Origin of the sequence: Streptomyces sp. NPDC001351, assembly GCF_042896045.1 — a bacterium.
Taxonomy (GTDB): Bacteria; Actinomycetota; Actinomycetes; order Streptomycetales; family Streptomycetaceae; genus Streptomyces.
The window spans coordinates 166,552-191,663 of sequence record NZ_JBIAWS010000002.1 but is presented as its reverse complement, the minus strand read 5'-3'; the positions used below and the strand labels follow the sequence as shown (position 1 = coordinate 191,663).

Below are 25,112 nucleotides of genomic sequence, written 5' to 3'. Positions count from 1 at the left end.
CCTGCTCACGCTCCCGTGGCGACGAGGAGGACAGCGACCGCCAGGACGACGGTGCCGGCGAGCAGCGCGCTCACATAGGTCTGCACATTGCCGGTCTGGGCGCGCCGTACGGCGGCACCGAGCAGGCGTGGTAGGGCGCCCGCACCCCGTACGTAGGTCTCGACGACCTCGCGGTCCAGGAAGCGGACGAGACTCGCTCCGGCCTGGACCGGGCGGACGAAGAGGACCGCGTACACAGCGTCGAGGTGGAAGCCGACGGCCGCGTGCCGGTGCAGTGGGCCGAGCAGCAGCCGTCCCGGGTCCGCTGGGTCGGGCGCATACGCCACTCCCCCGTAGGCGGGCGCGTGGCTGGCGATGGCCTCGGCCTCGACGAGTCCTGCGTCGCCCTCGGGGTGGGCCGCGACCGCGCCGAGCGGGGCCCGGTACGCGAGGGCGGTGGTGTGCCGCCAGGCCGCATAGGTGACGATGCCGCCGACCAGGGCCACGCCCGTGCCGAGCACGGAAGTGGTGAGCGTCGGGGTGAGGTCCCGGCCGTCGAACCAGTCGGGCAGCGAGCGGTAGGCGAGCCCGCCGAGCGCGAGGGAGGGGACGGCGAGCACCCACAGCACCACGGTCATGGTCAGCGGCTGGCGGCCGTGGTCGGGGGCCTCGGCACCCCGGCCGTGGAAGGCCAGCAGCCACAGGCGCATCGCGTACGCCGCGGTGAGTACGGCGGTGAGCAGGCCGGCGACCAGGGTGATCCAGCCTGCAGCGACGGGTGCGTGCCCGGCGTGGCCGGCGGCCACGTGCTCGGCGGCGCCGAGGACGGACTCCTTGGAGAAGAAGCCGCTGAAGGGCGGGATGGCGGCGAGCGCGAGAAGCGCCACGGTCATCGTCCAGTAGGCGTCGGGGATGCGTTCGCGCAGGCCCTGCATGCGGGACATGGTGGCCAGCGAGTTGGTACCGGCGGCGTGGATGATCACGCCGGCCGCGAGGAACAGCAGCGCCTTGAAGGCACCGTGGGACAGGAGGTGGAAAACGGCCGCTCCGCGGTCGCCGACGGCGAGGGCGCCGGTCATATAGCCGAGCTGCCCGATCGTCGAGTAGGCGAGGACGCGCTTGATGTCGTCCTGGGCGAGCGCGGCGAGACCCGAGCCGACCATCGTGACAGCCGCCATGACGGCGAGGACGACCATCGCGGCCCGGGAGGCCTCGAAGACCGGGAGGAGGCGGGCGATGAAGTAGACGCCGGCGGCCACCATCGTCGCGGCGTGGATCAGTGCGGAGACGGGCGTCGGGCCCGCCATCGCGTCGGGGAGCCAGGTGTGCAGCGGGAACTGCGCCGACTTGCCCGCCACCCCCGCCAGGAGCAGCAGGGCGATCAGTGTCGGGTGGTGGAGTCCGCCGCTCGCGACCGTGCCGAGGACCTTGGTGATGCGGAAGGAGCCGGCATCGGTGGCGAGGGCGAACAGGCCGATGAGGAAGGGGACGTCACCGAGTTTGGTCACCAGGAAGGCCTTGATGGAGGCGGCGCGGGCCTCCGGGGTCTCCCAGTAGTGGCCGACCAGGAAGTACGAGCAGATGCCCATGATCTCCCAGCCGACCAGCAGCACGATCAGGTCGCCGGAGTAGACGACGAGCAGCATCGCGGAGGTGAAGAGGGAGACCAGGGCGGCGTACGAGGGGTAGCGGGGGTCGTCGCGCAGGTAGCCGGTCGAGTAGATCTGCACGCAGGTGGCTACGACGCCGACCAGAACGGCGACGAGGGCGGCGAAGCCGTCGATGTGCAGGGCGAGTTCGATGGGGACCGAGCCGGTGGGCGTGAGCTCGGTGGCGGCGTCGATCGTCTGGTCGCCGCCCTGGCGCGCGGCGACCAGCACGGCCAGCACGAGGGAGGCAAGGGTCGGCAGGACGGCGAGCGGGCGGACGAAGCCGGGTGCCGTGCGGCCCAGGAGCAGGCCGCAGGCGGCGCCCAGGAACGGCAGGAGGGGGACGAGGACGGCGAGGGTGGTCGTGGTCACGCGGTGGCCTCAGCCTTCCCGGTCTCTTCCGTCGTGAGGGCGTTGCCGTCGGGGCCGTCGCTCTCGTGGCCCTCGGCGCTGTCGCGAAGCTTGTCGATGTCCGAGGTGCCGCGGTTGCGGTAGACGGCGAGGACGATCGCCAGGCCGATGCCGATCTCGGCGGCGGCGATGGCGATGGTGAACAGGGTCAGGGCCTGACCGGAGTGCAGCTTTTCCTGGGCGGTTTTGCTGAGCCAGACGTCGAAGGCGACGAGGTTGAGGTTGACGGCGTTGAGCATCAGCTCGACGGACATCAGGACCAGGATCGCGTTGCGGCGGGCGAGGACGCCGTACAGGCCGGTGCAGAAGAGGAGGGCGGAGAGTACGGCGGGATAGGCGAGGTGCATCAGCGGGCGCCTTCCTGCTCGACCGGGCTGTTTCCCTCGACCGGACTGTTTCCCTCGATCGGGTGATGACGGGAATCAGGGACGGATGGGGAACCACCGGTTGCCGCCCGGGAGTTCACAGGGGGAGTGCTCATCTCCGCCTTCGCCTTGCGGGACAGGACGATCGCGCCGACCAGGGCGGCGAGGAGGAGGACGGAGAGGGCCTCGAAGGGGAGAACCCAGTTCTGGAAGAGGCTCGCTCCGGTGACGGCGGTGGATCCGGCCGCCGGGCCGTCCAGGTCGATCCAGGTCGTGCGGAAGGCGTCGACGACGACCCAGACCAGGGCGGCAGCCGCGGCGACCGCCACGGTGAGCGCGGCCCACCGGTTGCCGGAGTCGGCGTCCGGGGAGCGGCCGATCGGGGCCTTGGTGAGCATCAGACCGAACAGGAGGAGGACGACGACGGAACCCACATAGATGAGGACCTGCACCCAGGCGATGAACTCGGCGGTGAGCAGGAGGTATTCGACAGCAAGGCCACCGAGGGTGACCACCAGCCACAGGGCGGCGTGCACCAGTTGCCGGGTGGTGACGGTGACCAGGGCTGCGCCGAAGGTGGCGAGGCCGACGAGGAGGAAGGCGATCTCGACACCGGTCGGGGAGAGGAAGCCGTGGTCGCCGGCGGCGGCCGTGGCGGCGTGGGCGTGGGCTGCCGTGGCCTGTGCCACCGTCGCGGTGGCTGGGATCAGGGTCACGACGCGCCTCCCTCGGGTTCGGTCGGCCGGGCAGGCTCGGCGGCTTCGGTGGGCTCGGCCTGCGCGGCGGCGAGCTTCTCCGCGGTCTTGCGGGCGGCGGCGATCTCCTTCGGCTCCTCCGCGCCGGGGTCGAGGGCGGGCGGGGCCGGGACCGTCCACATCCACTCACGGAGCTTGTCGCGTTCGTGGGTGAGTTCGTGGATGTCGGTCTCGGCGTATTCGAACTCCGGGGACCAGAACAGGGCGTCGAAAGGACAGACCTCGATGCAGATACCGCAGTACATGCACAGGGAGAAGTCGATGGCGAAGCGATCGAGAACGTTGCGGCTGCGTTCGCGGCCGCCCGGGGTGGCCGCCGGCACCGTCTCCTTGTGGGAGTCGATGTAGATGCACCAGTCCGGGCACTCCCGGGCGCAGAGCATGCAGACGGTGCAGTTCTCCTCGAACAGGCCGATGACACCGCGGGTGCGGGGCGGGAGGTCGGGCTGGACGTCGGGGTACTGCTCGGTGACGGTTTTCCGCGTCATCGTGCGGAGGGTGACCGCCAGCCCCTTGGCCAGGCCGGAGCCGGGGATGCGGGAGCGGGTGGGCGGGAGCGGCTCAGCCATCAGGAGATCACCACCTTGACGATGCCGGTGAGGGCGATCTGAGCGAGGGAGAGAGGAACGAGGAGGGTCCAGGAGAGTTTCTGGAGCTGGTCCTCGCGTAGCCGGGGATAGGTGACGCGGAGCCAGATCACGAGGAAGGCGAGGACGGCCGTCTTCAGCAGGGTCCAGACCCAGCCAAGGCCGTCGGCGCCCCAGGGGCCGTGCCAGCCGCCCAGGAAGAGGACGGTGGTCAGGCCGCACAGGACGATGATTCCGGCGTACTCGGCGAGGAGGAACAGGGCAAAGCGCAGGCCGGTGTACTCGGTGTACGCGCCGAAGATGATCTCCGAATCGGCGACGGGCATGTCGAAGGGCGGGCGCTGGAGTTCGGCGAGACCGGCGACGAAGAAGACGATCGCGCCGACGATCTGCCAGGGCAGCCACCACCATCGGAAGGCGTCCAGGATGCCGGGGAGGGAGACCGTGCCGGCCGCCATTGCGACGGAGGCGGCGGCGAGGAGCATCGGGAGTTCGTAGGCGAGGAGCTGCGCGGCGGTGCGGAGGCCGCCGAGGAGGGAGAACTTGTTTGCGGAGGCCCAGCCGGCCATGAGGGAGCCGAGGACGCCTACGCCCATCACCGCCAGGACGAAGAAGATGCCCGCGTCCAGGACCTGACCGACGGCGCCCTCGCCGGGGCCGATGGGGATGGCCAGGAGAACCAGGAGGTACGGGAGGAGGGCCACGGCGGGGGCGAGCTGGAAGATACGGCGGTCCGCGCCTGCCGGGACGACGTCTTCCTTCTGCGCGAACTTCACGCCGTCGGCGACGAGTTGTGCCCAGCCGTGGAAGCCGCCTGCGTACATCGGGCCGAGGCGGCCCTGCATGTGGGCCATGACCTTGTGCTCGGTCTGGCCGACGATCAGGGGGAAGGTGAGGAAGACGACGAACACGATCAGAAGTCGCAGGGTGACGTCCAGGGCGTCGGTCACTGCGGGCCTCCTGCGGGGTCTTCCGGGTTCGCGTCCGGATCTTCGGCGGACGGATCTTCGGGGGTGGCGTGGGGGGACTTCTCGGCGGGGGCCTCCTCGGAGGAGGCCGGCCTTGAGGGGCTGTCACCGGTGGTTGCTTCGGCGGAGCCTGAACCCGCGTCGGAGCCGGCGCCGGCGGAGGGTTCCGCGGAGGGTTCGGCTTCGCCCGCCGGTTCGGCGACAGGCTCGGCATCCGGGCACGACTCCGCCGCCGGCTGCCGCTCGGGAACCGGGCTCGACTCAACCGCCGGCTGCCGCTTCACCACCGGGCTCGGCTCGCCCTCCGGCTGCCGCTCCAGCACCGGGCCCGGCTCGCCCTCCGGGGCCGACTTCGCATCCGCGCTCGGCTTCGTCCCAGGCCTCGCTTCGGTCCCCGGGGCCGGCTCACCTTCCACGGCCGGCCCACTCTCCAGCCTCGGCTCACCCTCAGGCCTCGGCTCACCCTCAGGCCTCGGTTCGCCCTCAGGCCTCGGCTCGGTCTCCGGCTCGTCGAAAGCCGGGCGGGCGTGGTGCCACGGGGCGTCCGAACTGCGCGGGGCGAGTGCGGGTCGGGTGGTTGGGGCCTCTGTCGCCGGTGTCCGGGGGGCCTGCGAGGCGGAGCCTTCGCTCGCGCTGCGTGTGCGTCGCGGCGCTGCCGCACCGGAGGCACCCGGCTGCCGGTCGGCCGGAGTCGACGCCTGCCGGTCGGCCGGGGCGCCCTCAGGCGGAGTCGACTCCGCCTGACTAACCGAGCCCTCCGCCGCCGAACGCGCACGCCGCGCAGCAGCCGGGCCCGCCGTAGCACCCTCAGCCGTGGAGGACGCCGCCTGACTAACCGACCCCTCCGCCGCCGAACGCGCACGCCGCGCAGCAGCCGGTGCGTCGGCAGGCCCCGCGTCCGCCGCCCGACCGCTCGCGCCCTCCACCTGGCTCGCTGACCCCTCCGCCGCCGATCGCGCACGCCGCGGAGCAGCCGGGGTGTCGGCCGAGGAGGGCGGTGTCGTCGGCTGGCTGGCCGAGCCCTCCGCTGACGAGCGGGTGCGGCGCGCCGGGCGGTCGGCTGCTGGGCGGGCCGGGCGGTCGGCCGGGGGGCGGCCTGCGGCTCGGGTGGGGCGGGCCGGGGCAGGGGGGAGTTGGCCCTTCAGGGGGCCCCATTCGTTCGGGTCGGGGACGCCCGGGGGGAGCATCTGGCGGCGCTTGGGGCCGCCGTGGTCGGACTCGCCGGGTTCCTTGGCGCCCGGCCAGGCCTTGGCCACGCGGGCGGCCAGGACGAAGTCCTTGCGCAGGGGGTGGCCTTCGAAGGTTTCCGGGAGGAGGAGGTGGTCCAGGGCGGGGTGGCCCTCGAAGACGACGCCGAACATTTCGTGGGTCTCGCGTTCGTGCCAGGCCGCGCCCGCGTAGACGCCGACGGCGGAGGCCAGCGTCGGCGCCTCGTGCGGGACCGTGGTGCGCAGCAGCAGACGGCGCACGGGAGACAGGCAGACGACGTGGGCCGAGACGCGGAATCCCGTGCCAGGCTCGTCGACCGCGCTCAGCCAGTCGAAGTAGGTGCACGACAGCTGGTCGCGGGCCACCTCCAGCGCTGCCGGCCAGGTGGCCGGCGGGACGTCGACCGTCAGGAGCTCGTACGACTCCTCGGCGGTGGCCTCCGTACCGAACAGCTCGTCGGCGGGGGCGGGGAGCCAGCCGACCGTGCTCATCGGTCCTCCTCCACAGGAGCGCCGGGAGACGGGGGCTTCACCAGGCCGCTTTGCAGGGCCGCCGCCGACGGGCGCGCCGGTGCGGTGCCGTAGCGCTCCCCCAGCGACTCCCGGGCGATCTTCTCCTGGAGCTTGAGGATCCCCTGGAGGAGGGCCTCGGGGCGGGGCGGGCAGCCGGGGACGTAGACGTCGACCGGGATGATCTGGTCGACGCCCTTGGTGACGGAGTAGGAGTCCCAGTAGGGGCCGCCGCAGTTGCTGCAGGCGCCGAAGGAGATGACGTACTTGGGTTCCGGCATCTGTTCGTACAGGCGCTTCACGGCCGGGGCCATCTTGTCCGTGACCGTGCCGGAGACGACCATCAGGTCGGCCTGGCGGGGGCCAGGCGCAAAGGGGATGACGCCCAGGCGGATGAAGTCGTGGCGGGCCATCGACGCGGCGATGAACTCGATCGCGCAGCAGGCGAGACCGAAGTTGAAGACCCACAGCGAGTACCGGCGGCCCCAGTTCAGGACCACCTTCATCGGCTCGGGGGCCAGGCGGGCGAGGGCGCCCAGCCGTTTCGGTTCCGGGAGGAGTACGGGCTGACCGTTGGTGTCCGGCGTCGTCACGTCCATGCCAGGACGCCCTTCTTGTATGCGTACAGCAGGCCCACGGCCAGGAAGCCGAGGAAGATGAACATCTCCACCAGTGTGGTCACGCCGTACCCGTGGGCGGCAAACACCGTCGCCCACGGGAACAGGAAGATCGAGTCGACGGCGAAGATGACGTACAGAAAGGCGTAGACGTAGTAGCGGACCTGGGTGTGGGCCCAGCCCTCGCCGACGGGGTCGACTCCGCACTCGTACGTCAGGAGCTTCTCGGGAGTGGGGACCATGGGCCGCAGCAGTCGGCCGGCGCCGAAGGCGACCGCGACGAACAGCACGCCCACGACGGCGAGCAGTCCGACGACCGAGTACGACTGGAAGTAGTCCGCCGCGACGACGGTCGGACCGGCGACGGTCGATTCCCGCACGTCCGTACCCCTCGCTCCCTGCGACCTTGATGAACTCTGCTGTTCGACGATCTGTACGCACGGGAGTCTAGGCCCTGATAAAGACACGGTAAGCAGCCCGTCACCGCTTGAGACGACCTTGAGATGCCGGGAAGCCGCCGAGGAGCTCCCGGGGTGGGGTTTTCCCCAGGGGACGGGGGCGGCCGACCTCATGGCGCGGGCGCCCGGCGCGCGGCACGCTAGCCCATATGACCGAACGACACGCGCGCCCGATGGGGGCCAAGGAAGGTGACGGCGACCGTCTGCCGCCCGTCCGTTTCGCCTACGACCGGCACACCTGGAAGGAGATCGCGCATCTGCTGGCGAACCTTCCGGTGTCGCTGATCGGGTTCGTCTATGTCGTGACGGTGCTGTTCACCGGCTTCTGGCTGACCGTGACGGTGATCGGGTTCCCGCTGCTGGCCGCCGGTCTGACCGGCGCGCGACTGCTGGGCAGGATGGAGCGGGCGCGGGCCAGGAAGCTGCTCGGGGTGCGGGTGGACGAGCCGAGCCGGCTGCCCGGACGGGGCACCGGATTCGTCCCGTGGATGTGGATGCGGGTGAAGGACCCGGTGGGCTGGCGCACGGTGCTGTACGACTTCATCCGGCTGCCCTGGGGGATCCTGACCTTTGTCATCACGCTGACCTCACTGTTCGTGCTGTGGCCGGTGCTGCCGTTCATCGCGCGGGGGCTGGCCAACGCCGATCGGGCGATGGTGCGCGGGCTGCTGTCGCCCTCCGACGAGCTGGAGCGGCGTATCGCGGAGCTTGAGTCGGACCGGGGGGTCGTGGTCGACACCGCCAACGCAGATCTGCGGCGCATCGAACGCGATCTGCACGACGGCGCGCAGGCCCGCCTGGTCAATCTGGCGATGGGCCTTGGCCTGGCCAAGGAGAAGCTCCTGGAGGATCCCGACTCGGCGGCGGAGATGGTCGCGGAGGCGCACGGCGAGGTGAAGCTCGCGCTGCAGGAGCTGCGGGATCTGGCCAGGGGGATCCATCCGGCCGTACTGACGGACCGGGGGCTCGACGCCGCGCTGTCCGCGGTCGCCTCGCGCTGCACGGTGCCCGTGAAGGTGACGGTCGATCTGGCCTCCCGGCCCGCCGCGGCCATCGAGGGCATCGCCTACTTCACCGTGTCCGAGCTGCTGCAGAACATCAGCAAGCACAGCGCGGCGAAGACCGCGTCCGTCGAGGTGTGGCGGGCGACGGACCGGCTGCTCATCCAGGTCGAGGACGACGGCCGCGGGGGCGCGCGCCTGGACGGAGGCTCGGGGATGCAGGGGCTCGCCGACCGGCTGGGCGCCGTCGACGGACTGTTCGTCATCGACTCGCCGCAGGGCGGGCCGACCGTGGTCACGGCGGAGCTGCCGTGGCGCGACCGCGCTCCCGGCAAGGGGTAGGGAAAACCCCCCTTCCAAGAGGCCGACGGCCTCCATGGTCCGCGGACCTGCGGCGCAGCAGTGTGGGGGTACGGCGGGACAGCCACAGCCGGACAGGGCGAACGGGACGAGTAGAACGGACGACGCCGATGGCCACGGAGTACGGACAGGGCTACGGGCACGACAGCGGGCTCGCCTTCACCGAGGGGACGCGGCGCCGGCTGCCGGCCGGGCTGCGGGCGCCGTTCGAGGGACGCAGCTGGCGCGAGTTCGGGTATGTGCTGCTGAGCCTGCCGATCGGCATCATGCTGTTCGTCTACGCCGTCACGATGGTGTCGCTCGGAGCGGGTCTGCTGGTGACGTTCCTCGGCATTCCGGTGCTGGCGGCGGGGCTGGTCGGCTGCCGGGGCCTCGGTGCGCTGGAGCGGGCACGGGCGAGGGGGCTGCTGGGGCTCGAGGTGGCCGACCCGGAGCCGCTGCGGATGAGGAAGTCCGGCGTGATGGCCTGGATGGGGGCCGTGCTGAAGAGCGGCACGTCGTGGCGGGCGCTGCTGTATGCGCTGGTGCAGTTCCCGTGGTCGGTGTTCTCGTTCGTGGTCGCCGTCAACTTCTGGGCGTACGGCTGGGGGCTGCTGACGTATCCGCTGTGGTTCTGGCTCTTTCCGATGTACGGCGGCCAGGGCGGGCTTCAGCTGTACGGCGACGGCAGCCACAGCATCTACCTCGACAACCCCTTCGAGATCACCGTCACGGCGCTGGTGGGACTGCTGTTCACGCTGGCCACGCCGTGGATCGTGCGGGCGCTGACGATGGTGGACCGGGTGCTGGTGCACGGGCTGCTCGGGCCGTCCCGGCTGGCGACTCGGGTGGTGGAGCTGGAGTCGGACCGGGGTGTCGTGGTGGACACGGCGGCTGCGGATCTGCGGCGGATCGAGCGGGATCTGCACGACGGGGCGCAGGCCCGCCTGGTGGCCTTGGCCATGGATCTGGGGCTGGCGAAGGAGAAGCTGGCGGAGGATCCGCGGGCGGCGGCGCGGATGGTGGACGAGGCGCACGGCGAGGTGAAGACGGCGCTGCAGGAGCTGCGGGATCTGGCCCGCGGGATTCATCCGGCGGTGCTGACGGACCGGGGGCTGGATGCGGCGCTGTCCGCTGTGGCCTCGCGCTGCACTGTGCCGGTGCAGGTGGAGGTGGACCTGGCCGAGCGGCCGGCGCCTGCCATCGAGGGGATTGCGTACTTCACGGTGTCGGAGCTGCTGCAGAACATCAGCAAGCATGCTCGGGCCACGTGGGCCGCGGTGGATGTGTGGCGGGTGGAGAGCCGGCTGATGGTGCAGGTCGTGGACAACGGGGTGGGTGGGGCGGATGCCTCCGCCGGGTCCGGGCTGGGGGGGCTTGCTGAGCGGCTGGATGCGGTGGACGGGATTCTGGTGGTGGATTCGCCGGTCGGGGGGCCTACCCGGGTGACTGCGGAGTTGCCGTGGCGGGGGGAGCGGGCGCTGGGGTGAGCGCCGGGGCCCGCGGCGGAGCCGCTGCTGGATGCGGCTCGCCCCCGCCGCCCCTACCCAGCCCGTCCCAAGGGCGCCGCCCCTTCGGCCCCGCCAGGGGGCTCTGCCCCCTGGGCCCCCGATCGGCCTGGACGGCCTCGTCCTCAAACGCCGGACGGGCTGAAAGACGCCGGCCGCGCCGAGAATCCGGCCCCAATGATCGACAACCCGCCATCCCGCGGCCGGAACCCGTCGTGCCGTGCACGGAATCCCGTTGATTCCCGTTGGCCAGAGGCGGCCGGGTCCGAATGCTGGAATGCTGGACTACTGGCAGACGGAGTCGGGCTGGGGGGACCGGGGATCGTGGAGGACAGGGTGCGGGTGGTCATCGCCGAGGATTCAGTGCTGCTCAGGGAGGGGCTGACCCGGCTGTTGACCGACCGTGGGCATGACGTGGTCGCCGGGGTGGGTGACGGCGACGCGCTGATCAAGACCATCACCGAGCTGGACGCGCAGGGCGAGCTGCCCGATGTCGTGGTCGCGGACGTGCGGATGCCGCCGACGCACACCGATGAAGGCGTGCGGGCCGCGGTGCAGCTGCGCAAGGCCCATCCGGGGCTCGGTGTGCTCGTGCTGTCGCAGTACGTGGAGGAGCGCTACGCCACCGAACTGCTGGCCGGTTCCAGTCATGGCGTCGGATATCTGCTCAAGGACCGGGTGGCCGAGGTCCGGGAGTTCGTGGACGCAGTGGTGCGGGTGGCCGAGGGCGGTACCGCGTTGGACCCGGAAGTGGTCGCGCAGCTGCTGGGGCGCAGCCGTAAGCAGGACGTGCTGGCCGGGCTCACGCCGCGGGAGCGGGAGGTGCTGGGGCTGATGGCCGAGGGGCGGACCAACTCGGCCGTCGCGCGGCAGCTGGTGGTGAGCGACGGCGCCGTGGAGAAGCACGTCAGCAACATCTTCCTGAAGCTCGGGCTGTCCCAGAGTGACGGGGATCACCGGCGCGTTCTCGCGGTCCTCACCTATCTGAACTCCTGACGGGCTGACACTGAGTCAGTAAGCGCGCGTTCAGTCGTCGATCCACTGTCCGTCCGCCGACCGTCCGGCCCTAGAACCGAACCCATCGCACGGAGCGTCTTCACAGGGAGCGCCGGGGGGCGAGAAATCATGACAAGTCAGGGCGTCGCACCGTCTCAAAGCTGTGTCCATGATGCGAATGGCCACGGGAAGGCGACCCTAACCGACGTAGGGTTGATTTTGGGAAGGCCTACGGGAAGGCCGGTCCCAGACAGCCGCCTCGAGGGAGGTCCAGTTCAGTGACCAGCCAGGTCAGCAGGACAGCGGAGCAGGCAGACGGAGCCGTCGTCGGAGAGCAGCGGGGGCCGGGCGGAACGAAGGACGTACGCCGGCTGGACCGGGTGATCATCCGCTTCGCGGGGGACTCCGGTGACGGTATGCAGCTCACCGGTGACCGTTTCACCTCCGAAACCGCGTCCTTCGGGAACGATCTGTCCACTCTTCCGAACTTCCCCGCCGAGATCCGGGCCCCTGCCGGGACCCTGCCGGGTGTGTCGTCCTTCCAGCTGCACTTCGCCGACCACGACATCCTCACCCCGGGCGACGCGCCCAATGTGCTGGTCGCCATGAACCCCGCCGCCCTCAAGGCCAACATCGCCGACCTGCCGCGCGGCGCGGAGATCATCGTCAACACGGACGAGTTCACCAAACGGGCGATGCAGAAGGTCGGGTACGCCGCCTCCCCCCTGGAGGACGGCTCGCTCGACGGGTACAGCCTGCACGAGGTGCCGCTGACGACGCTGACGGTCGAGGCGCTCAAGGAGTTCGATCTCTCCCGCAAGGAGGCCGAGCGCAGCAAGAACATGTTCGCGCTGGGGCTGCTGAGCTGGATGTACCACCGGCCCACCGAGGGCACCGAGAAGTTCCTGCGGACCAAGTTCGCGAAGAAGCCGCAGATCGCCGAGGCGAACCTCGCCGCGTTCCGCGCGGGCTGGAACTTCGGCGAGACGACCGAGGACTTCGCGGTCTCCTACGAGATCGCGCCGGCGACGACCGCCTTCCCGACCGGCACCTACCGCAACATCTCCGGGAACCTGGCCCTCGCCTACGGCCTGATCGCCGCCTCGCGCCAGGCCGACCTGCCGCTCTTCCTGGGCTCGTACCCGATCACTCCGGCCTCGGACATCCTGCACGAGCTGAGCAAGCACAAGAACTTCGGCGTACGGACCTTCCAGGCCGAGGACGAGATCGCCGGCATCGGCGCGGCGCTGGGCGCGGCCTTCGGCGGCTCGCTGGGGGTGACGACGACCTCCGGCCCGGGTGTGGCGCTCAAGAGCGAGACCATCGGGCTCGCCGTCTCCCTGGAGCTGCCGCTGCTGGTCATCGACATCCAGCGCGGCGGGCCGTCCACCGGTCTGCCGACCAAGACCGAGCAGGCCGATCTGCTGCAGGCCATGTTCGGGCGCAACGGCGAAGCTCCGGTTCCGGTGATCGCCCCCAGGACCCCGGCCGACTGCTTCGACGCGGCCATGGAGGCGGCGCGGATCGCGCTGACGTACCGGACTCCGGTGATGCTGCTCTCGGACGGCTATCTGGCCAACGGCTCGGAGCCCTGGCGCATCCCGGAGCTGGACGAACTGCCGGACCTGACCGTGCAGTTCGCGCAGGGTCCGAACCACACGCTGGAGGACGGCACCGAGGTCTTCTGGCCGTACAAGCGCGACCCGCAGACCCTCGCCCGCCCCTGGGCCATCCCCGGCACGCCCGGTCTCGAACACCGCATCGGCGGCATCGAGAAGGAGGACGGAACCGGGAACATCTCCTACGCCCCCGCCAACCACGACTTCATGGTCCGCACCCGGCAGGCCAAGATCGACGGCATCGACGTGCCGGAGCTGGAGGTCGACGACCCGCACGAGGCGCGCACGCTGGTGCTCGGCTGGGGTTCGACCTACGGACCGATCACGGCGGCGGTACGGCGGCTGCGTACGGCCGGGGAGTCCATCGCGCAGGCCCATCTGCGGCACCTGAACCCCTTCCCGAGGAATCTCGGCGCGGTCCTGAAGCGTTACGACAAGGTGGTGATTCCCGAGATGAACCTCGGGCAGCTCGCCATGCTGATCCGGGCGAAGTACCTGGTAGACGCCCACTCGTACAACCAGGTGAACGGCATGCCGTTCAAGGCTGAGCAGCTCGCCACGGCTCTCAAGGAGGCCATCGATGGCTGAGACGTCCACGGAAGGCACGGGCACGATCGAGGCGCTCTCGCTCGTCCCCAAGGCCGAGGCCCGCCAGTCCATGAAGGACTTCAAGTCCGACCAGGAAGTGCGCTGGTGCCCCGGCTGCGGTGACTACGCGATCCTGGCGGCCGTCCAGGGCTTCATGCCGGAGCTGGGCCTCGCCAAGGAGAACATCGTCTTCGTCTCGGGCATCGGCTGCTCGTCCCGCTTCCCGTACTACATGAACACGTACGGAATGCACTCGATCCACGGCCGGGCGCCCGCCATCGCGACCGGGCTGGCCTCCAGCCGGCGGGATCTGTCGGTGTGGGTGGTCACCGGTGACGGTGACGCCCTGTCCATCGGCGGCAACCACCTCATCCATGCGCTGCGCCGCAATGTGAACCTCAAGATCCTGCTGTTCAACAACCGCATCTACGGCCTGACCAAGGGGCAGTACTCGCCGACCTCGGAGGTCGGCAAGATCACCAAGTCGACGCCGATGGGCTCGCTGGACGCGCCCTTCAACCCGGTGTCGCTGGCGATCGGCGCGGAGGCCTCCTTCGTCGCCCGCACCATCGACTCGGACCGCAAACATCTGACCGAGGTGCTGCGCCAGGCGGCCGCCCACCCGGGCACCGCCCTGATCGAGATCTACCAGAACTGCAACATCTTCAACGACGGCGCCTTCGAGGCCCTGAAGGACAAGCAGCAGGCCGAGGAAGCGGTGATCCGGCTCGAGCACGGGCAGCCGATCCGCTTCGGCAGCGACCTGTCCAAGGGCGTGGTCCGGGATGTGGCCACCGGCGATCTGAAGGTGGTCGACGTGACGGCGGACAATGAGTCCCGGATTCTGGTCCACGACGCCCACGCCGAGTCGCCGACCACCGCCTTCGCGCTGTCCCGGCTGGCCGACCCGGACACCCTGTACAACACCCCGATCGGTGTGCTGCGGTCGGTGGACCGGCCGGTGTACGACACCCAGATGGCCGACCAGCTGGACACGGCGATCGTGCAGAACGGCAAGGGCGACCTGGCCGCGCTGCTGGCGGGCGGGGACACCTGGACGGTCGTCGGCTGACCGAGACGTGCATACGGAGGGCCCGGACCCTGTACGGGGTCCGGGCCCTTCCGCATCGATGTCACACGTCCCAGTATTCGGCGAAGACCGCGTTCTTCCCCAATATCCGCAAAGCGCCGAGGAGTTCGCCCCGGTCGATCGCACCGATCTGGTAGGCCAGCAGAATCAGGCCGTACTGGCGGTTGGCGAAGAGCATCTGCCGCCGCCTGCTCTCGGAGACTCCGTCCAGCGTGCTCACCACCTCGGCGAGCAGCGGATCCCCGATCGCCCGGTCCAGCTGCTCCACGAACAGGCGGTGCAGTTCGATGAGGTTCGCCCGGCGCAACTCCTCGCCGGCACGGGCGAGCTCCTCGGTCAGACGGCCGATCTGCCGGAGCAACTCCCCGACAAGCGTGTCCTGTTGCGGTACGGCCATGTCCGAGCCCCCCGATCCGACGCCCCGTGAGGAGTGTGTTCCCCGAGCGGTTCGACCGCATGCGTCAAAGCGCTCGCACGGGCACGTCGCCCCTGCTCAGGAGCTGGCTTTGCGCGCGTCGTACACCTCGCGCGCCTCTTGTACCGCCCCCATCCGCTGCTGCGTCCACATCGCCAGCCCGCGCACCTGTTCCGCCGCCTCCCGTCCCAGGTCGGTCAGGGAGTAGTCGACCCTCGGCGGGATCACCGGCTTGGCGTCGCGGTGGACCAGTCCGTCGCGCTCCAGGGTCTGCAGGGTCTGGGTGAGCATCTTCTCGCTGACGCGGCCGATGGCCCGGCGCAGTTCACTGAAGCGGTAGGGGCGCTCCAGGAGTTCGATCAGGACCAGCACGCCCCAGCGGCTGGTGAGGTGTTCCAGGACCAGGCGGTAGGGGCACATCGCCTCGCCGGTGTCGTACTTGGCGACGGGGCCGGGCTCGACGGCGGTTTCCGGGTTGCTTACTGCCATGCCAGTACCTTACTTCAAAGTGGGTACTTTCCAATAGTTAGCGCCGCCTCTAGGGTTAGTGGCACATCCGCACCCCACAAGGAGATCGCAGATCATGAGCATCGTCGTCACCGGATCGACCGGACACCTCGGCCGTCACGTCGTGGAGCAGCTGCTGGAGAAGGTCCCGGCAGAGCAGATCACCGCCGTCGTACGCGACGAGGCGAAGGGCGCCGACTTCGCCGCACGCGGTGTGAAGCTCGCGGTCGCCGACTACAACGCGCCCGAGACCTTCGACAGCGTCTTCTCGGCCGGTGACAAGGTGCTGCTCATCTCCGGCAACGAGTTCGACAAGGGCCGTGTCGGCCAGCACAAGGTGGTCATCGAGGCCGCGAAGGCCGCCGGTGTCGCGCTGCTCGCGTACACCAGCGCCCCCGGCAGCCTGACGGCCGCGCTCGCCGACGACCACCGCGCCACCGAGGAGGCCCTTCTCGCCTCCGGCGTGCCGTTCACGCTGCTGCGCAACGGCTGGTACCACGAGAACTACACCGAGAACCTGGCCCCCGTGCTGGAGCACAACGCCGTCGTCGCCGCCGCCGGTGAGGGCCGGGTCTCCTCCGCCTCGCGGGCCGACTACGCGGCCGCCGCCGTCGCCGTACTGACCGGCGAGGGCCACGAGAACAAGACGTACGAGCTGGGCGGCGACGAGGCGTGGAGCTTCGCCGAGTACGCGGCCGAGCTCAGCAAGCAGACCGGCAAGGAGATCGCCTACAGCCCCGTCTCGGCCGAGGCCCTCACCGGGATCCTGACCGGCGCCGGACTTCCCGGCCCGCTCGCCGCGATTTTCGCGGGCGTGGACGCCTCCATCGAGAAGGGCGAGCTGGTCGTCTCCACCGGCGACCTGTCCCGCCTGGCCGGCCGTCCGACCACGCCGCTCGCCGACGCGATCGCGGTGGCGGTCAAGGGCTGACCCACGACTGCGACACCCCCGCCTGTCATGACCGTATGGCGATACGAGCATGACAGGCGGGGGTGCTCGGCGTTACCTTCTGCCTGGCACACGTGCGTGACGAGGTGAGGAGGGGGCCCGTGACCGGGACGTCGAGGGGCGAGCGGCACATAGGCCTGCTGAACGGTTTCGCCGCCTACGGAATGTGGGGGCTCGTCCCCCTCTTCTGGCCCCTGCTGAAGCCCGCCGGCGCGGTCGAGATCCTCGCCCACCGAATGGTCTGGTCCCTGGTCTTCGTGGGCGCCGCGCTCGTCGTGATGCGGCGCTGGGCCTGGGCGGGCGAGCTGCTGCGGCAGCCGCGCAGACTGGGGCTCGTCGCGGTCGCCGCGGCCGTCATCACCGTCAACTGGGGCGTGTACATCTGGTCTGTGAACAGCGGGCATGTCGTCGAGGCCTCGCTCGGGTACTTCATCAACCCACTGGTCACCATCGCCATGGGCGTGCTGATCCTCAAGGAACGGCTGCGGCCCGTGCAGTGGGTGGCGGTCGGGACCGGCTTCGCCGCGGTGGTCGTGCTCACGGTGGGATACGGGCAGCCGCCGTGGATCTCGCTCACGCTCGCCTTCTCGTTCGCGACGTACGGGCTGGTGAAGAAGAAGGTCGGGCTCGGCGGGATCGAGTCGCTGGCCGCGGAGACCGCGATCCAGTTCCTGCCCGCGGCGGGTTATCTGCTGTGGCTGAGCTCGCGGGGCGCATCGACGTTCGCGTCGCAGGGGGTGGGGCACGGGGCCCTGCTCGCCGCGACCGGGGTGGTGACCGCGTTGCCGCTGGTGTGTTTCGGGGCGGCGGCGATTCGGGTGCCGTTGTCGACGCTGGGACTGCTGCAGTACCTGGCGCCGGTGTTTCAGTTTCTGCTCGGGGTGCTGTACTTCCATGAGGCGATGCCGGTGGAGCGGTGGGCCGGGTTTGCGTTGGTGTGGGTGGCCTTGTGTCTGCTGACGTGGGATGCGTGGCGTTCCGCTGCCAGGCTTGCCCGGGTTCGCGTGCCGAAGCTTGAGGCGGCGCCGTCCGCTGCGGTGGACGCTTGACCGGGGGTTCTGCCCCGGGCCTCCGTATCGGCCTGACCGGGGGCTCTCCCCCGGGCCCCCGTGTCGGCCTGGACGGCCTGGCCCTCAAATGGCCGGACGGGCCGAAGGGCAAAGCCCCGGCCGGCGCCGGGACAGTGGCCGCCGTGCCGCATATAAGTGGTGCATGACGCAGACGCCCGAACCCACGCCCCCGTCCGGCCCCTCCCCCATCCACTGGAAGCTGGTCGTCGACGCCGGTGATCCGCATGCGCAGGCCGACTTCTGGGCCGCCGCGTTGCGGTATGAGGTCGAGGACAACAGTGCGTTCGTCGAACGGCTGCTGGAACTCGGGGCGCTGCCTGTCGCGGCCACCGTCGAGTTCCATGGGCGCCGTGCCTTCCGGGATCTGATGGCGGTACGGCATCCGGACGATCCGTACGACCAGGAGCGGGGGACGGGGCTCGGGCGGCGGCTGCTGTTCCAGCGGGTGCCGGAGGCGAAGACCGTCAAGAACCGGCTGCATCTGGATCTGCATCCCGGCGACGGGCGGCGGGACGGAGAGGTCGAGCGGCTGGCGGGGCTGGGGGCGAGTGTGCTGCGGCGGGTGAAGGAGCCCGCCGGGGAGTGGGTGGTGATGGCGGACCCCGAGGGGAACGAGTTCTGCGTGCAGTAGGTCACAGTGGGGAGCTGCGGCGGCCGGGCTTCTCCGTTTCCGGGCGTGCAGTGGCAGCTGGCATCCCCGTGGCGAACGTCAGGGCACGCCTCGCCCGGCTGCAGTCCATCGCCACCGCCGACGGCGGCACCCGCGCGCACGGCAGCGCGGGAGACGGCTCCGGCTCGGCCGCCGCCCCGGAGACCGCGCTCGCCGTGTCACGGGCCCGCCATCACCCACCCCCCAGGCATCTGCGTTTCGCCTGGTGGGGCGCGGAGGAGCTGGGCATCGTCGGCTCCGGCCGGTACGTCGACGGCCTCTCCGCCGCGAATCGCTCGAGATCAGCGGCTGTCTGAACTTCGACATGATCGGCTCGCCGGACCCCGGCTGCTTCGTCCACGACGACGACCCGGCGATCGAGAAGGCGTCAAGGACTGCTTCACCGGTCTCGGCATCGCCACCGAGGCCTTCCCCGACGTACCGCCCCACTCGGCCGCCTGCGCCCGCCGTCTTGACGTGGTCGGCGCCGCTGAACAGCCCGCCCACCGGGACGCCCGCCTCCTTGAACGGCGGGTGGTCGGAGCGGCCGTCACGCTCGGTCTCGGGCCTTCGACGCCTGCTGCCACCGCTCCTGCGGCACGACGTCCGACATCGACGACACCGCTCCGGACCGCAACAGCGACGCCATCGCGCATGCGGTGGGGGGCTGTCGCGCAGCCGTCCCTGGTCGTCAACCCGGCGTCTGCTGGGCCGACTTGCGGGCTCGTTCCGTGAGCCGCCCCATGCGGGCGCGGGCCGACTCCAGCCGCTCGACGTCGTCGGCCGCCGGGCCGTCCTCGGCCGTGAGCTCGGTCCACAGGCCGATCAGTTCGCGGCCGAGGTCCAGGCCCTGCTGCGGATCGCGCACGGCACGCCAGGCGGAGGCCGCGCTCTGGATGTTGCCGTAGGCCGCCTCCGCGTCCCGGGCGCGGCGGTGGATCCTGGCCAGGTCGAGCGAGAGCCGGAAGGCGCGGATCGGCTCGCCCGCCAAATAGGCGATGTACGCGGTGAGTTCGCGCAGCCGCAGCACTTCGGCGTGCTCCGGCCCGAGCGCCGTCGACGCCTCCTCGACCGTGGTCTCGGCCAGCCCGGCCGCCGTCTCTATGCGCCCCGCCTTCACGGCCTCGTTGATCTGCGCCATCGGCTCCGCGAGGAAGGCGGGAGCGGTCGGCGGTTCGTCACCGAGGACGGCTTCGGCCATGGCGTCGAAGCCGCGGGCGGGGGTGGGCTTGGGGTCGGGGTCGAGGGCCGGGTCCGGAGGGACCAGGAGGAGGGGGGCGGTCGCCGAGCGTTTGGGTGCGGGGGCGTCCGCGGATTCCTTGCGGGGTGCGGATTCCTCGCGGGGTTCGGGCGTGTCCTCGGGTTCCGGGTGGTGCTGCGGGACCGCGTCCATCGGCGGGGGCGGGCCGAACTCCCCGGTCGGGGCCGCCACCGTGCCCGGGGCCCTGTCCGGTGCCGGTAGTGGCAGCGCACGCAGCACGAACGTCGGCGAGGCCTCCCGCGCGGGTTCCGCGGGCGCCCGCAGAACGTGTGTCGGCGTGTCGCCCCTGGGCGGATGCTCGGGCTGCCTCGGCGGGGAGGGTGGAGCCTCCGCCGCGGAAACAGTCATCCCTACGGGTTCCCCGGTGAAGCTGCTGGCCCCGTCCGTGTCCACCTGAAGGTGTACGACGCAGCCGATCCGCTCGTCGTGCACGGTGGCCCGGACGGGACGGCCGGTGGCGAGGGCGATGCGGTGGAGGTGGTTGAGGACGGCCTGCTGGATCTCCTCGCCGGCGGCCGCGGCGACCGGCACACCGCCGACCCAGGCGCCGACCGCACCGGCTACGGGTACGCGAACGTCGATCGGTGCCGCCACAAGGGCCGCCGAGCCCTCGGCGCGCTGCTGTTCCCGCTTCTTCTCACGGCTGAGTCGAGCCATCGGTTCCCTCACTCGGATGCGTCGGGGAGTCTGCGGACAGCGCGTTCGGGTTCCATGGTGCTCCCTCCCGCCGTCGGGTTTCCGCTCCCCCGGCGTCAAGATCCGTTCGTGCACGTACTGTTGAGTCTCGCCGGTCGCTGCCGGTTCTCCGGTCACCATGGCGTCACAGACTCGTCCCAGGAGCTCGCCCCCGTCGTGTGGCCGGCGCCATGAGCACCGGTGGGTGTACGAGGGAGGAGGGCGGGCAGGCGGACGGACGTGCAGCAGGGACCTGAGATCTGGATCCGCGGCCCGGACACCGTACCGGAGCCGGGACCGCAGCAGCCCGCCCCGTCCGCCGCCACCGCCCGGCGCTACTCCTGGGTGGGCACGCACGGCGGCGCGGGCGTGTCCACACTCGCCGCCGTCTACGGCGGTCACGACTGCGGCCGTGCCTGGCCCGGCCCCGAGGACCCGCGGTCCGTCCTGCTCGTCGCCCGGACGCATGCGTCGGGGCTGACGGCCGCCCTGCGCACCCTGGAGGTCTTCCGCCTCGGGGAAGCCCCGCCGGGGCTCGACCTCGACGCTGTCGTACTCGTCGCGGACGCACCGGGGCGGCTGCCGCGACCCCTCGAACGGCAGGCGCGGCTGATCGAGTCGCTCATCGACGTGTACCGCGTGCCCTGGGTGTCCGACTGGCGCCTCGGTGACCTCGGCGGGTCGGCGCCGCGTGGCACGGAGGCACTGGCCCGTCTCATGGGGGCGGCGGCGCGGCGCAGGTAAGAGGCAAGGGCGGGTTCGGCGTCGGCATCGAGGTCCGGGGCAGTGGTGCGGGCTTCGGTGACCGACCTTCGGCGGTTATATGCGTGTGCATATAATGCAGGCACCTGTAGTTGTTCCGCGTCGATTACCTGGGGGACCTCATGACCGACCGCCGCTTCCTTTTCGTCCTGGGCAGCAGCCGCAACGACGGCAACACCGAACTTCTCGCCCGCCGGGCCGCCGAGCAGCTGTCTCCCGACATCGAACAGCAGTGGATCTCTCTTGCCGAACACCCGCTGCCCGACTTCACGGACCTGCGCCACGACAGCGACCACTCCCGGCCGACGGACGGCACCGAGGCCCTGCTGTTCGACGCCACGCTCGCCGCGACGGACATCGTGATCGCCTCGCCGCTGTACTGGTACTCCGTGTCCGCCCACACCAAGCGCTACCTCGACCACTGGTCGGGCTGGCTGCGCACACCCGGCGTCGAATTCAAGGCCACCTTGTCCGGACGCACGCTCTGGGGCGTCACCGCACTGGCACACGAGGAGACCGAGGTCGCCGCCCCCTTGATCGGCACCCTCAACAACTCGGCCGCCTACATGGGGATGCGCTTCGGCGGGGTCCTCCTCGGCAACGGCAGCAAGCCCGGCGACGTACTGCACGACACCGCGGCACTCACCCGCGCAAAGACCTTCTTCGCGCAGGAGCCGCCGCTCGCCCGTTTCCCGTACGCGACCGCTTGAGCGCTATGCGGTGATGTCCTTCGCCGTGAACCTCGCCCACGCCGCCGAGCCGAACACGGCCGCGTACAGGGCCTGGATCTCGAGGTTCTTCACCAGGTCGTCCCAGTAGACCGGATCACGCATCAGGTCGGCGAAGGACAGCCAGTAGTGGGAGAAGAAGTACGGCTGTATCGCGTGAAGCTGAGGTATCTGGTCGAGGATCTGCACGGTGATCAGCAGTCCGACGGTCGTCGCCATCGCGGCGATGCCGCTGCCGGTCAGAGTGGAGACGAACAGGCCGAGTGCGGCGACGCCGATGAGGGACACGGCGACGATCAGGGCGATCAGCAGGGCTCTGCCCAGGCCCTCGGTGAAGCTGATCTGTGTGCCGGAGATGGTCGTCAGTTCGCCGAGCGGGAAGAGTATCGCCCCGACCGTCAGCGCCGAGACGGCCACCACGAGGGTGGCGACCAGGCAGAAGGTCATCACGGTCGCGTACTTGGTGAGCAGGAGGCGGGTGCGGCCGGCGGGGGCGACCAGCAGATAGCGCAGGGTGCCCGAGTTCGCCTCGCCGGCGATGGCGTCGCCCGCGATGACGCCGATCGCCATCGGCAGGAAGAACGGGAGCGTCGCGGCCAGCGCGGTGAACACCAGGAACAGGCCGTTGTTGGTGATCTGCGAGATGAAGGCGGGACCGCCACCGCCGCCGCGGGGACCGGCGCCCGAGCCGTCGCTCGTCTCGATCTTGACGGCGATGCCGACCAGGACCGGAACCGCCGCGAGTACGGCCAGCAGCGCGAGGGTCCGCCAGCGGCGGAACGTGGTGACCAGTTCGCTGCGGAAGAGTCCGAAGGTCCACAGGGGACTCGGATGACGCACCTCGGTCACGACCGCTTCAGCCCGCGACATCGAAGCCCTCCCCCGTCAGTGCCACGAACGCGTCCTCCAGGGACGCCCGTTCCACGCCGAAGCCGCGGACGCGGACACCGGCCGTGACCAGCGCGGCGTTCACCTCGGCGAGGTCGCGGTCCGGGGGCTCGGCGGTCACCCGGTCGTCGGTGACCACGACGTCGGCGGCGCCCTGCTCCTTCAGCACGCGGGCCGCGTCCCCGGGGTCGGGCGTGGTGACGACCAGCCGGCCGCGCACCCCCGCGGCCAGGTCGGCCACGGCGCCCTGGGTGATCAGCCGGCCCTGCGCCATCACCGCGGCATGGGTGCAGACCTGCTCGATCTCGTCGAGGAGGTGGGAGGAGAGGAAGACCGTCGTGCCGTCGGAGGCCAGCTCTCTGACCAGCGAACGGATCTCGCGCATGCCCTGCGGGTCGAGCCCGTTGGTCGGCTCGTCCAGCACGAGCAGTCTGCGGGGCTGGAGCAGCGCCGCCGCGAGGCCGAGCCGCTGTTTCATGCCCAGTGAGTACGCCTTCGCCTTCTTGCCGGCCGCCGCGGTCAGGCCCACCCGGTCCAGCGCGGCCCCGACACGCGTTCGGCGGGTGCGCGGATCGGCGGTCGGATCGGCGGCGTCGTACCGCAGCAGGTTGTCCCGGCCGGAGAGGAAGCCGTACAGGGCGGGGCCCTCGATGAGGGCGCCGACGTGCGGGAGCACGGTGCGCGAGGCGCGCGGCATGGGCCGCCCCAGCACGCGCGCCGTACCCGATGTGGGCTCGATCAGGCCCATCAGCATGCGGATGGTGGTGGTCTTGCCCGAGCCGTTCGGACCGAGGAAGCCGAAGACGCTGCCCGCCGGGACGGTCAGATCCAGGCCGTCGACGGCGAGTTGCCCGCCGCGGTAGCGCTTGGTGAGCCCATGGGTGGCGATGACGCTGTCACCCGGCGGCTCGCTCTGCTCCGGCTCCGTGGCGGACTCCTCGTCCATCGGCTTCCTCGATTCGTGCATGTGCTGCCTCTCGCGCGGCGGCTACGTACAGTGACTACGTACGAGCGTCGCGCAAGGTTCCCGGCTGAGGGCTCGACGGCTCTGGCGCGCCGGGCCGTCGATCGTCAGCGGGCCCGTAGTGGCTGGTCGCTCCCCCACTCTCGGCTTCTCCCCCACTCTCGGCTTCGCTCGAGCGGGGGGACCCCCTATAGCGGCGGAGCCGCTGATGTGACAGCCTCGCGCCCCTTTCGGGGCGCTGCGCTCAGCCCGCGTTCGCCGCCTTGACCAGGGCGTCCTTGCTCACCGCGCCGACGTAGACCTTGCCGTTGTCGGTGATCAGGGCGTTGATCAGGCGGGTCTTGAAGACCGTGCCCGAGCCGAACTTGCCGGAGACCTTGTCGCCGAGCGAGTCGAGGAAGCCACCGAACTGGCCGCCGGCCTTGGAACCGGACGGGATGCCCTTGCCACCGGTGTCGAAGGTGGCGATGGAGTTCCAGCCCTTGCCGATGACGTTCAGCCCGTCGAGCCCCTTGCCGAGCTCCTGGCCGGACTTGCCGGGCTCGCCGTGGAACTTGCCGGCCTTGTGGTCGCCCCTCGGGCCGCCCTCGAAGTGGCCCTTCGCGTGGTCGCCCTGCTTGTCCTCGGTGACCTTCGCACCCTTGGGCGGGGTGAAGGCGAAGGTCGACGCGCTCGGCCTGGCGAAGCTGACCTGGGTGAAGCCGGCGTCGATCACGGCGGCGCCGCCGCTCGCCGGGGTCAGGGTGAACTTCAGCGGCAGCCCGGTCTTCGAGTCCACGGCCACGGTGATCTGACCGACCGTCGAACCGGACTGCTTCGGCTTGATGACCAGCCGGTACGCGTCACGGCCCGCGACCTGGGCGGTCCCCTCGACGGTCACCGAGGTGGTGGAGTCGACCGACTTCAGGGCGTCCTTGGTGAGGTCCTTGGGCGTGGCGGGGACGTCCTGCTTCTGCTGCTTCTCCGCGCCGGCGGGGGCGGTCGAGTGGTAGACCTCGTTCGACTGGCTGTCGTAGCCCCAGACGTCCTTGCCGTTGTGGATGATGCTGTATTCGGCCGCGTTCTCCAGCAGCGACAGCTTCTGCCTGTCCTGGCCGTCGGCCGCGACGCGCAGGGTGTGCGTGCCGGTGGCGAGCTCCGTGAGCTTGGAGGTCGGGTCGGCGGACGAGCCGTCGCCCGACTTGCCGGCGCCGGACGTCAGGCTGCTCTCGAGACCGCCGAGGTTCGGCAGCCCCAGATCCGTGGTGATCTTCACCGTGCCGGACATCTGCTGTACGTCCGACTTGGCGATCTTCTCGATGAGTTGCTGTGCGCTGATCTTCGGCAGGTTCGGGTCGCCTGAGTCGGCGAGCGCGGGGACGAGCCCGATGGTCGCCGCCGCCACCCCCACCACCGCGACCGGGACGACGTACCGCGCGGCCTTGCGCCGGCCCGCGGGCAGGTCGTCGGCCTCCCCGGCGGTCGTGCTGTCGTCGGATTCGTACGGTGCCATGTGTGCGCTACCTCCGTCGTCGGCGGCGGCTTGTCCAACTCGTGCGTTTCTGTTGTCCACCCCGAGCCGCCATTCTCACCCGAATCGGTGATCAGTGGTGATTT

The 25,112-nt window shown here is 70.6% G+C and carries 25 protein-coding genes and 1 pseudogene; 11 read left to right on the top strand and 15 right to left on the bottom strand.

The window, feature by feature from the left end; all coding sequences use genetic code 11:
- Positions 1 to 5 precede the first annotated feature (5 nt).
- The 8 genes from ACFY1U_RS06435 to ACFY1U_RS06400 are packed head-to-tail and all read right to left on the bottom strand — an operon-like array spanning position 6 to position 7,429.
- The gene (locus tag ACFY1U_RS06435) at positions 6 to 2,000 is read right to left on the bottom strand and encodes an NADH-quinone oxidoreductase subunit L (protein ID WP_390693007.1); all 1,995 of its coding nucleotides are present in this window, start codon (positions 1,998 to 2,000) and stop codon (positions 6 to 8) included.
- Positions 1,997 to 2,386, bottom strand: coding sequence for an NADH-quinone oxidoreductase subunit NuoK (nuoK, locus tag ACFY1U_RS06430; RefSeq protein WP_390693006.1), 390 nt, complete (start codon positions 2,384 to 2,386; stop codon positions 1,997 to 1,999). The genes ACFY1U_RS06435 and nuoK overlap by 4 nt, the downstream gene beginning before the upstream one ends.
- Positions 2,386 to 3,111: an NADH-quinone oxidoreductase subunit J gene (locus ACFY1U_RS06425; RefSeq protein WP_390693657.1), complete on the bottom strand. Its 726-nt coding sequence runs from the start codon at positions 3,109 to 3,111 to the stop codon at positions 2,386 to 2,388. Before ACFY1U_RS06425 ends, nuoK begins: the two co-directional genes overlap by 1 nt.
- Positions 3,112 to 3,116: 5 nt before the next feature.
- Positions 3,117 to 3,728: an NADH-quinone oxidoreductase subunit I gene (locus ACFY1U_RS06420; RefSeq protein WP_266958883.1), complete on the bottom strand. Its 612-nt coding sequence runs from the start codon at positions 3,726 to 3,728 to the stop codon at positions 3,117 to 3,119.
- Positions 3,728 to 4,696, bottom strand: coding sequence for an NADH-quinone oxidoreductase subunit H (locus ACFY1U_RS06415; protein ID WP_390693005.1), 969 nt, complete (start codon positions 4,694 to 4,696; stop codon positions 3,728 to 3,730). Before ACFY1U_RS06415 ends, ACFY1U_RS06420 begins: the two co-directional genes overlap by 1 nt.
- Positions 4,693 to 6,414, bottom strand: a complete 1,722-nt coding sequence (locus ACFY1U_RS06410) for an NADH-quinone oxidoreductase subunit C (protein WP_390693004.1) — start codon at positions 6,412 to 6,414, stop codon at positions 4,693 to 4,695. The genes ACFY1U_RS06415 and ACFY1U_RS06410 overlap by 4 nt, the downstream gene beginning before the upstream one ends.
- Positions 6,411 to 7,031, bottom strand: a complete 621-nt coding sequence (locus ACFY1U_RS06405) for an NADH-quinone oxidoreductase subunit B (RefSeq protein WP_390693003.1) — start codon at positions 7,029 to 7,031, stop codon at positions 6,411 to 6,413. The genes ACFY1U_RS06410 and ACFY1U_RS06405 overlap by 4 nt, the downstream gene beginning before the upstream one ends.
- Positions 7,022 to 7,429, bottom strand: coding sequence for an NADH-quinone oxidoreductase subunit A (locus ACFY1U_RS06400; RefSeq protein WP_344403636.1), 408 nt, complete (start codon positions 7,427 to 7,429; stop codon positions 7,022 to 7,024). Before ACFY1U_RS06400 ends, ACFY1U_RS06405 begins: the two co-directional genes overlap by 10 nt.
- A 227-nt stretch (positions 7,430 to 7,656) precedes the next feature.
- Here ACFY1U_RS06400 and ACFY1U_RS06395 point away from each other — a divergent pair, with 227 nt between their 5' ends.
- The 5 genes from ACFY1U_RS06395 to ACFY1U_RS06375 all read left to right on the top strand — a co-directional run bounded on the left by ACFY1U_RS06395 (position 7,657) and on the right by ACFY1U_RS06375 (position 14,630).
- Positions 7,657 to 8,850 (top strand): sensor histidine kinase, encoded by a 1,194-nt coding sequence (locus ACFY1U_RS06395; protein WP_390693002.1) that lies wholly within the window; start codon positions 7,657 to 7,659, stop codon positions 8,848 to 8,850.
- 128 nt (positions 8,851 to 8,978) lie between these two features.
- Positions 8,979 to 10,337 carry a sensor histidine kinase gene (locus tag ACFY1U_RS06390; protein WP_390693001.1) on the top strand — a complete coding sequence of 453 codons (1,359 nt, stop codon included), beginning with the start codon at positions 8,979 to 8,981 and terminating at the stop codon, positions 10,335 to 10,337.
- Between the two features lie 354 nt (positions 10,338 to 10,691).
- Positions 10,692 to 11,351, top strand: a complete 660-nt coding sequence (locus ACFY1U_RS06385; RefSeq protein ID WP_390693656.1) for a response regulator — start codon at positions 10,692 to 10,694, stop codon at positions 11,349 to 11,351.
- A gap of 278 nt (positions 11,352 to 11,629) precedes the next feature.
- On the top strand, positions 11,630 to 13,558 hold the full coding sequence (locus tag ACFY1U_RS06380; protein WP_390693000.1) for a 2-oxoacid:acceptor oxidoreductase subunit alpha: 1,929 nt from the start codon (positions 11,630 to 11,632) through the stop codon (positions 13,556 to 13,558).
- Entirely contained in the window at positions 13,551 to 14,630 is a 1,080-nt protein-coding gene (locus tag ACFY1U_RS06375) for a 2-oxoacid:ferredoxin oxidoreductase subunit beta (protein ID WP_390692999.1), read from the top strand. The genes ACFY1U_RS06380 and ACFY1U_RS06375 overlap by 8 nt, the downstream gene beginning before the upstream one ends.
- A gap of 61 nt (positions 14,631 to 14,691) precedes the next feature.
- On the opposite strand, the gene ACFY1U_RS06370 is transcribed toward ACFY1U_RS06375, so the two are convergent.
- Positions 14,692 to 15,045: a DUF6082 family protein gene (locus ACFY1U_RS06370; RefSeq protein WP_390692998.1), complete on the bottom strand. Its 354-nt coding sequence runs from the start codon at positions 15,043 to 15,045 to the stop codon at positions 14,692 to 14,694.
- Positions 15,046 to 15,141: 96 nt separating this feature from the next.
- Positions 15,142 to 15,552: a winged helix-turn-helix transcriptional regulator gene (locus tag ACFY1U_RS06365; RefSeq protein ID WP_390692997.1), complete on the bottom strand. Its 411-nt coding sequence runs from the start codon at positions 15,550 to 15,552 to the stop codon at positions 15,142 to 15,144.
- A gap of 94 nt (positions 15,553 to 15,646) precedes the next feature.
- Here ACFY1U_RS06365 and ACFY1U_RS06360 point away from each other — a divergent pair, with 94 nt between their 5' ends.
- The 4 genes from ACFY1U_RS06360 to ACFY1U_RS06345 all read left to right on the top strand — a co-directional run bounded on the left by ACFY1U_RS06360 (position 15,647) and on the right by ACFY1U_RS06345 (position 18,555).
- On the top strand, positions 15,647 to 16,501 hold the full coding sequence (locus ACFY1U_RS06360; protein WP_390692996.1) for an SDR family oxidoreductase: 855 nt from the start codon (positions 15,647 to 15,649) through the stop codon (positions 16,499 to 16,501).
- Between the two features lie 119 nt (positions 16,502 to 16,620).
- The gene (gene rarD, locus ACFY1U_RS06355; RefSeq protein WP_390692995.1) at positions 16,621 to 17,568 is read left to right on the top strand and encodes an EamA family transporter RarD; all 948 of its coding nucleotides are present in this window, start codon (positions 16,621 to 16,623) and stop codon (positions 17,566 to 17,568) included.
- 163 nt (positions 17,569 to 17,731) lie between these two features.
- Positions 17,732 to 18,220 (top strand): VOC family protein, encoded by a 489-nt coding sequence (locus tag ACFY1U_RS06350; RefSeq protein ID WP_390692994.1) that lies wholly within the window; start codon positions 17,732 to 17,734, stop codon positions 18,218 to 18,220.
- A 68-nt stretch (positions 18,221 to 18,288) separates the two neighbouring features.
- Positions 18,289 to 18,555: a M28 family peptidase gene (locus tag ACFY1U_RS06345; protein WP_390692993.1), complete on the top strand. Its 267-nt coding sequence runs from the start codon at positions 18,289 to 18,291 to the stop codon at positions 18,553 to 18,555.
- Between the two features lie 108 nt (positions 18,556 to 18,663).
- Here ACFY1U_RS06345 and ACFY1U_RS06340 read toward each other — a convergent pair.
- A pseudogene (locus ACFY1U_RS06340) lies at positions 18,664 to 18,802 on the bottom strand (peptidase M28); the annotation flags it as partial.
- A 127-nt stretch (positions 18,803 to 18,929) separates the two neighbouring features.
- Complete coding sequence (locus ACFY1U_RS06335; protein ID WP_390692992.1) at positions 18,930 to 20,156, bottom strand: tetratricopeptide repeat protein; 1,227 nt, start codon at positions 20,154 to 20,156, stop codon at positions 18,930 to 18,932.
- 258 nt (positions 20,157 to 20,414) lie between these two features.
- Between ACFY1U_RS06335 and ACFY1U_RS06330 the strand changes: the two genes are divergently transcribed.
- Together ACFY1U_RS06330 and ACFY1U_RS06325 are read left to right on the top strand one after the other, a co-directional pair.
- Positions 20,415 to 20,918 (top strand): DUF6668 family protein, encoded by a 504-nt coding sequence (locus ACFY1U_RS06330; RefSeq protein WP_390692991.1) that lies wholly within the window; start codon positions 20,415 to 20,417, stop codon positions 20,916 to 20,918.
- A gap of 140 nt (positions 20,919 to 21,058) precedes the next feature.
- Positions 21,059 to 21,646: a flavodoxin family protein gene (locus ACFY1U_RS06325; RefSeq protein ID WP_390692990.1), complete on the top strand. Its 588-nt coding sequence runs from the start codon at positions 21,059 to 21,061 to the stop codon at positions 21,644 to 21,646.
- Between the two features lie 3 nt (positions 21,647 to 21,649).
- Here ACFY1U_RS06325 and ACFY1U_RS06320 read toward each other — a convergent pair whose 3' ends face one another.
- From ACFY1U_RS06320 to ACFY1U_RS06310, 3 genes are all read right to left on the bottom strand, one after another.
- Positions 21,650 to 22,534: an ABC transporter permease gene (locus ACFY1U_RS06320; protein ID WP_390692989.1), complete on the bottom strand. Its 885-nt coding sequence runs from the start codon at positions 22,532 to 22,534 to the stop codon at positions 21,650 to 21,652.
- Complete coding sequence (locus ACFY1U_RS06315) at positions 22,521 to 23,498, bottom strand: ABC transporter ATP-binding protein (RefSeq protein WP_390693655.1); 978 nt, start codon at positions 23,496 to 23,498, stop codon at positions 22,521 to 22,523. The genes ACFY1U_RS06320 and ACFY1U_RS06315 overlap by 14 nt, the downstream gene beginning before the upstream one ends.
- Before the next feature lie 262 nt (positions 23,499 to 23,760).
- Entirely contained in the window at positions 23,761 to 25,008 is a 1,248-nt protein-coding gene (locus tag ACFY1U_RS06310) for an outer membrane lipoprotein carrier protein LolA (protein ID WP_390692988.1), read from the bottom strand.
- Positions 25,009 to 25,112: the final 104 nt, after the last annotated feature.

What these genes read in the sequence shown, in the direction of transcription:
- nuoK (WP_390693006.1), bottom strand. Translation starts at nt 2,386, where the DNA reads ATGCACCTCGCCTATCCCGCCGTACTCTCCGCCCTCCTCTTCTGCACC.
- ACFY1U_RS06420 (WP_266958883.1), bottom strand. Translation starts at nt 3,728, where the DNA reads ATGGCTGAGCCGCTCCCGCCCACCCGCTCCCGCATCCCCGGCTCCGGC.
- ACFY1U_RS06410 (WP_390693004.1), bottom strand. Translation starts at nt 6,414, where the DNA reads ATGAGCACGGTCGGCTGGCTCCCCGCCCCCGCCGACGAGCTGTTCGGT.
- ACFY1U_RS06405 (WP_390693003.1), bottom strand. Translation starts at nt 7,031, where the DNA reads ATGGACGTGACGACGCCGGACACCAACGGTCAGCCCGTACTCCTCCCG.
- ACFY1U_RS06395 (WP_390693002.1), top strand. Translation starts at nt 7,657, where the DNA reads ATGACCGAACGACACGCGCGCCCGATGGGGGCCAAGGAAGGTGACGGC.
- ACFY1U_RS06390 (WP_390693001.1), top strand. Translation starts at nt 8,979, where the DNA reads ATGGCCACGGAGTACGGACAGGGCTACGGGCACGACAGCGGGCTCGCC.
- ACFY1U_RS06375 (WP_390692999.1), top strand. Translation starts at nt 13,551, where the DNA reads ATGGCTGAGACGTCCACGGAAGGCACGGGCACGATCGAGGCGCTCTCG.
- ACFY1U_RS06370 (WP_390692998.1), bottom strand. Translation starts at nt 15,045, where the DNA reads ATGGCCGTACCGCAACAGGACACGCTTGTCGGGGAGTTGCTCCGGCAG.
- ACFY1U_RS06365 (WP_390692997.1), bottom strand. Translation starts at nt 15,552, where the DNA reads ATGGCAGTAAGCAACCCGGAAACCGCCGTCGAGCCCGGCCCCGTCGCC.
- ACFY1U_RS06360 (WP_390692996.1), top strand. Translation starts at nt 15,647, where the DNA reads ATGAGCATCGTCGTCACCGGATCGACCGGACACCTCGGCCGTCACGTC.
- ACFY1U_RS06350 (WP_390692994.1), top strand. Translation starts at nt 17,732, where the DNA reads ATGACGCAGACGCCCGAACCCACGCCCCCGTCCGGCCCCTCCCCCATC.
- ACFY1U_RS06335 (WP_390692992.1), bottom strand. Translation starts at nt 20,156, where the DNA reads ATGGCTCGACTCAGCCGTGAGAAGAAGCGGGAACAGCAGCGCGCCGAG.
- ACFY1U_RS06325 (WP_390692990.1), top strand. Translation starts at nt 21,059, where the DNA reads ATGACCGACCGCCGCTTCCTTTTCGTCCTGGGCAGCAGCCGCAACGAC.
- ACFY1U_RS06320 (WP_390692989.1), bottom strand. Translation starts at nt 22,534, where the DNA reads ATGTCGCGGGCTGAAGCGGTCGTGACCGAGGTGCGTCATCCGAGTCCC.
- ACFY1U_RS06315 (WP_390693655.1), bottom strand. Translation starts at nt 23,498, where the DNA reads ATGGACGAGGAGTCCGCCACGGAGCCGGAGCAGAGCGAGCCGCCGGGT.
- ACFY1U_RS06310 (WP_390692988.1), bottom strand. Translation starts at nt 25,008, where the DNA reads ATGGCACCGTACGAATCCGACGACAGCACGACCGCCGGGGAGGCCGAC.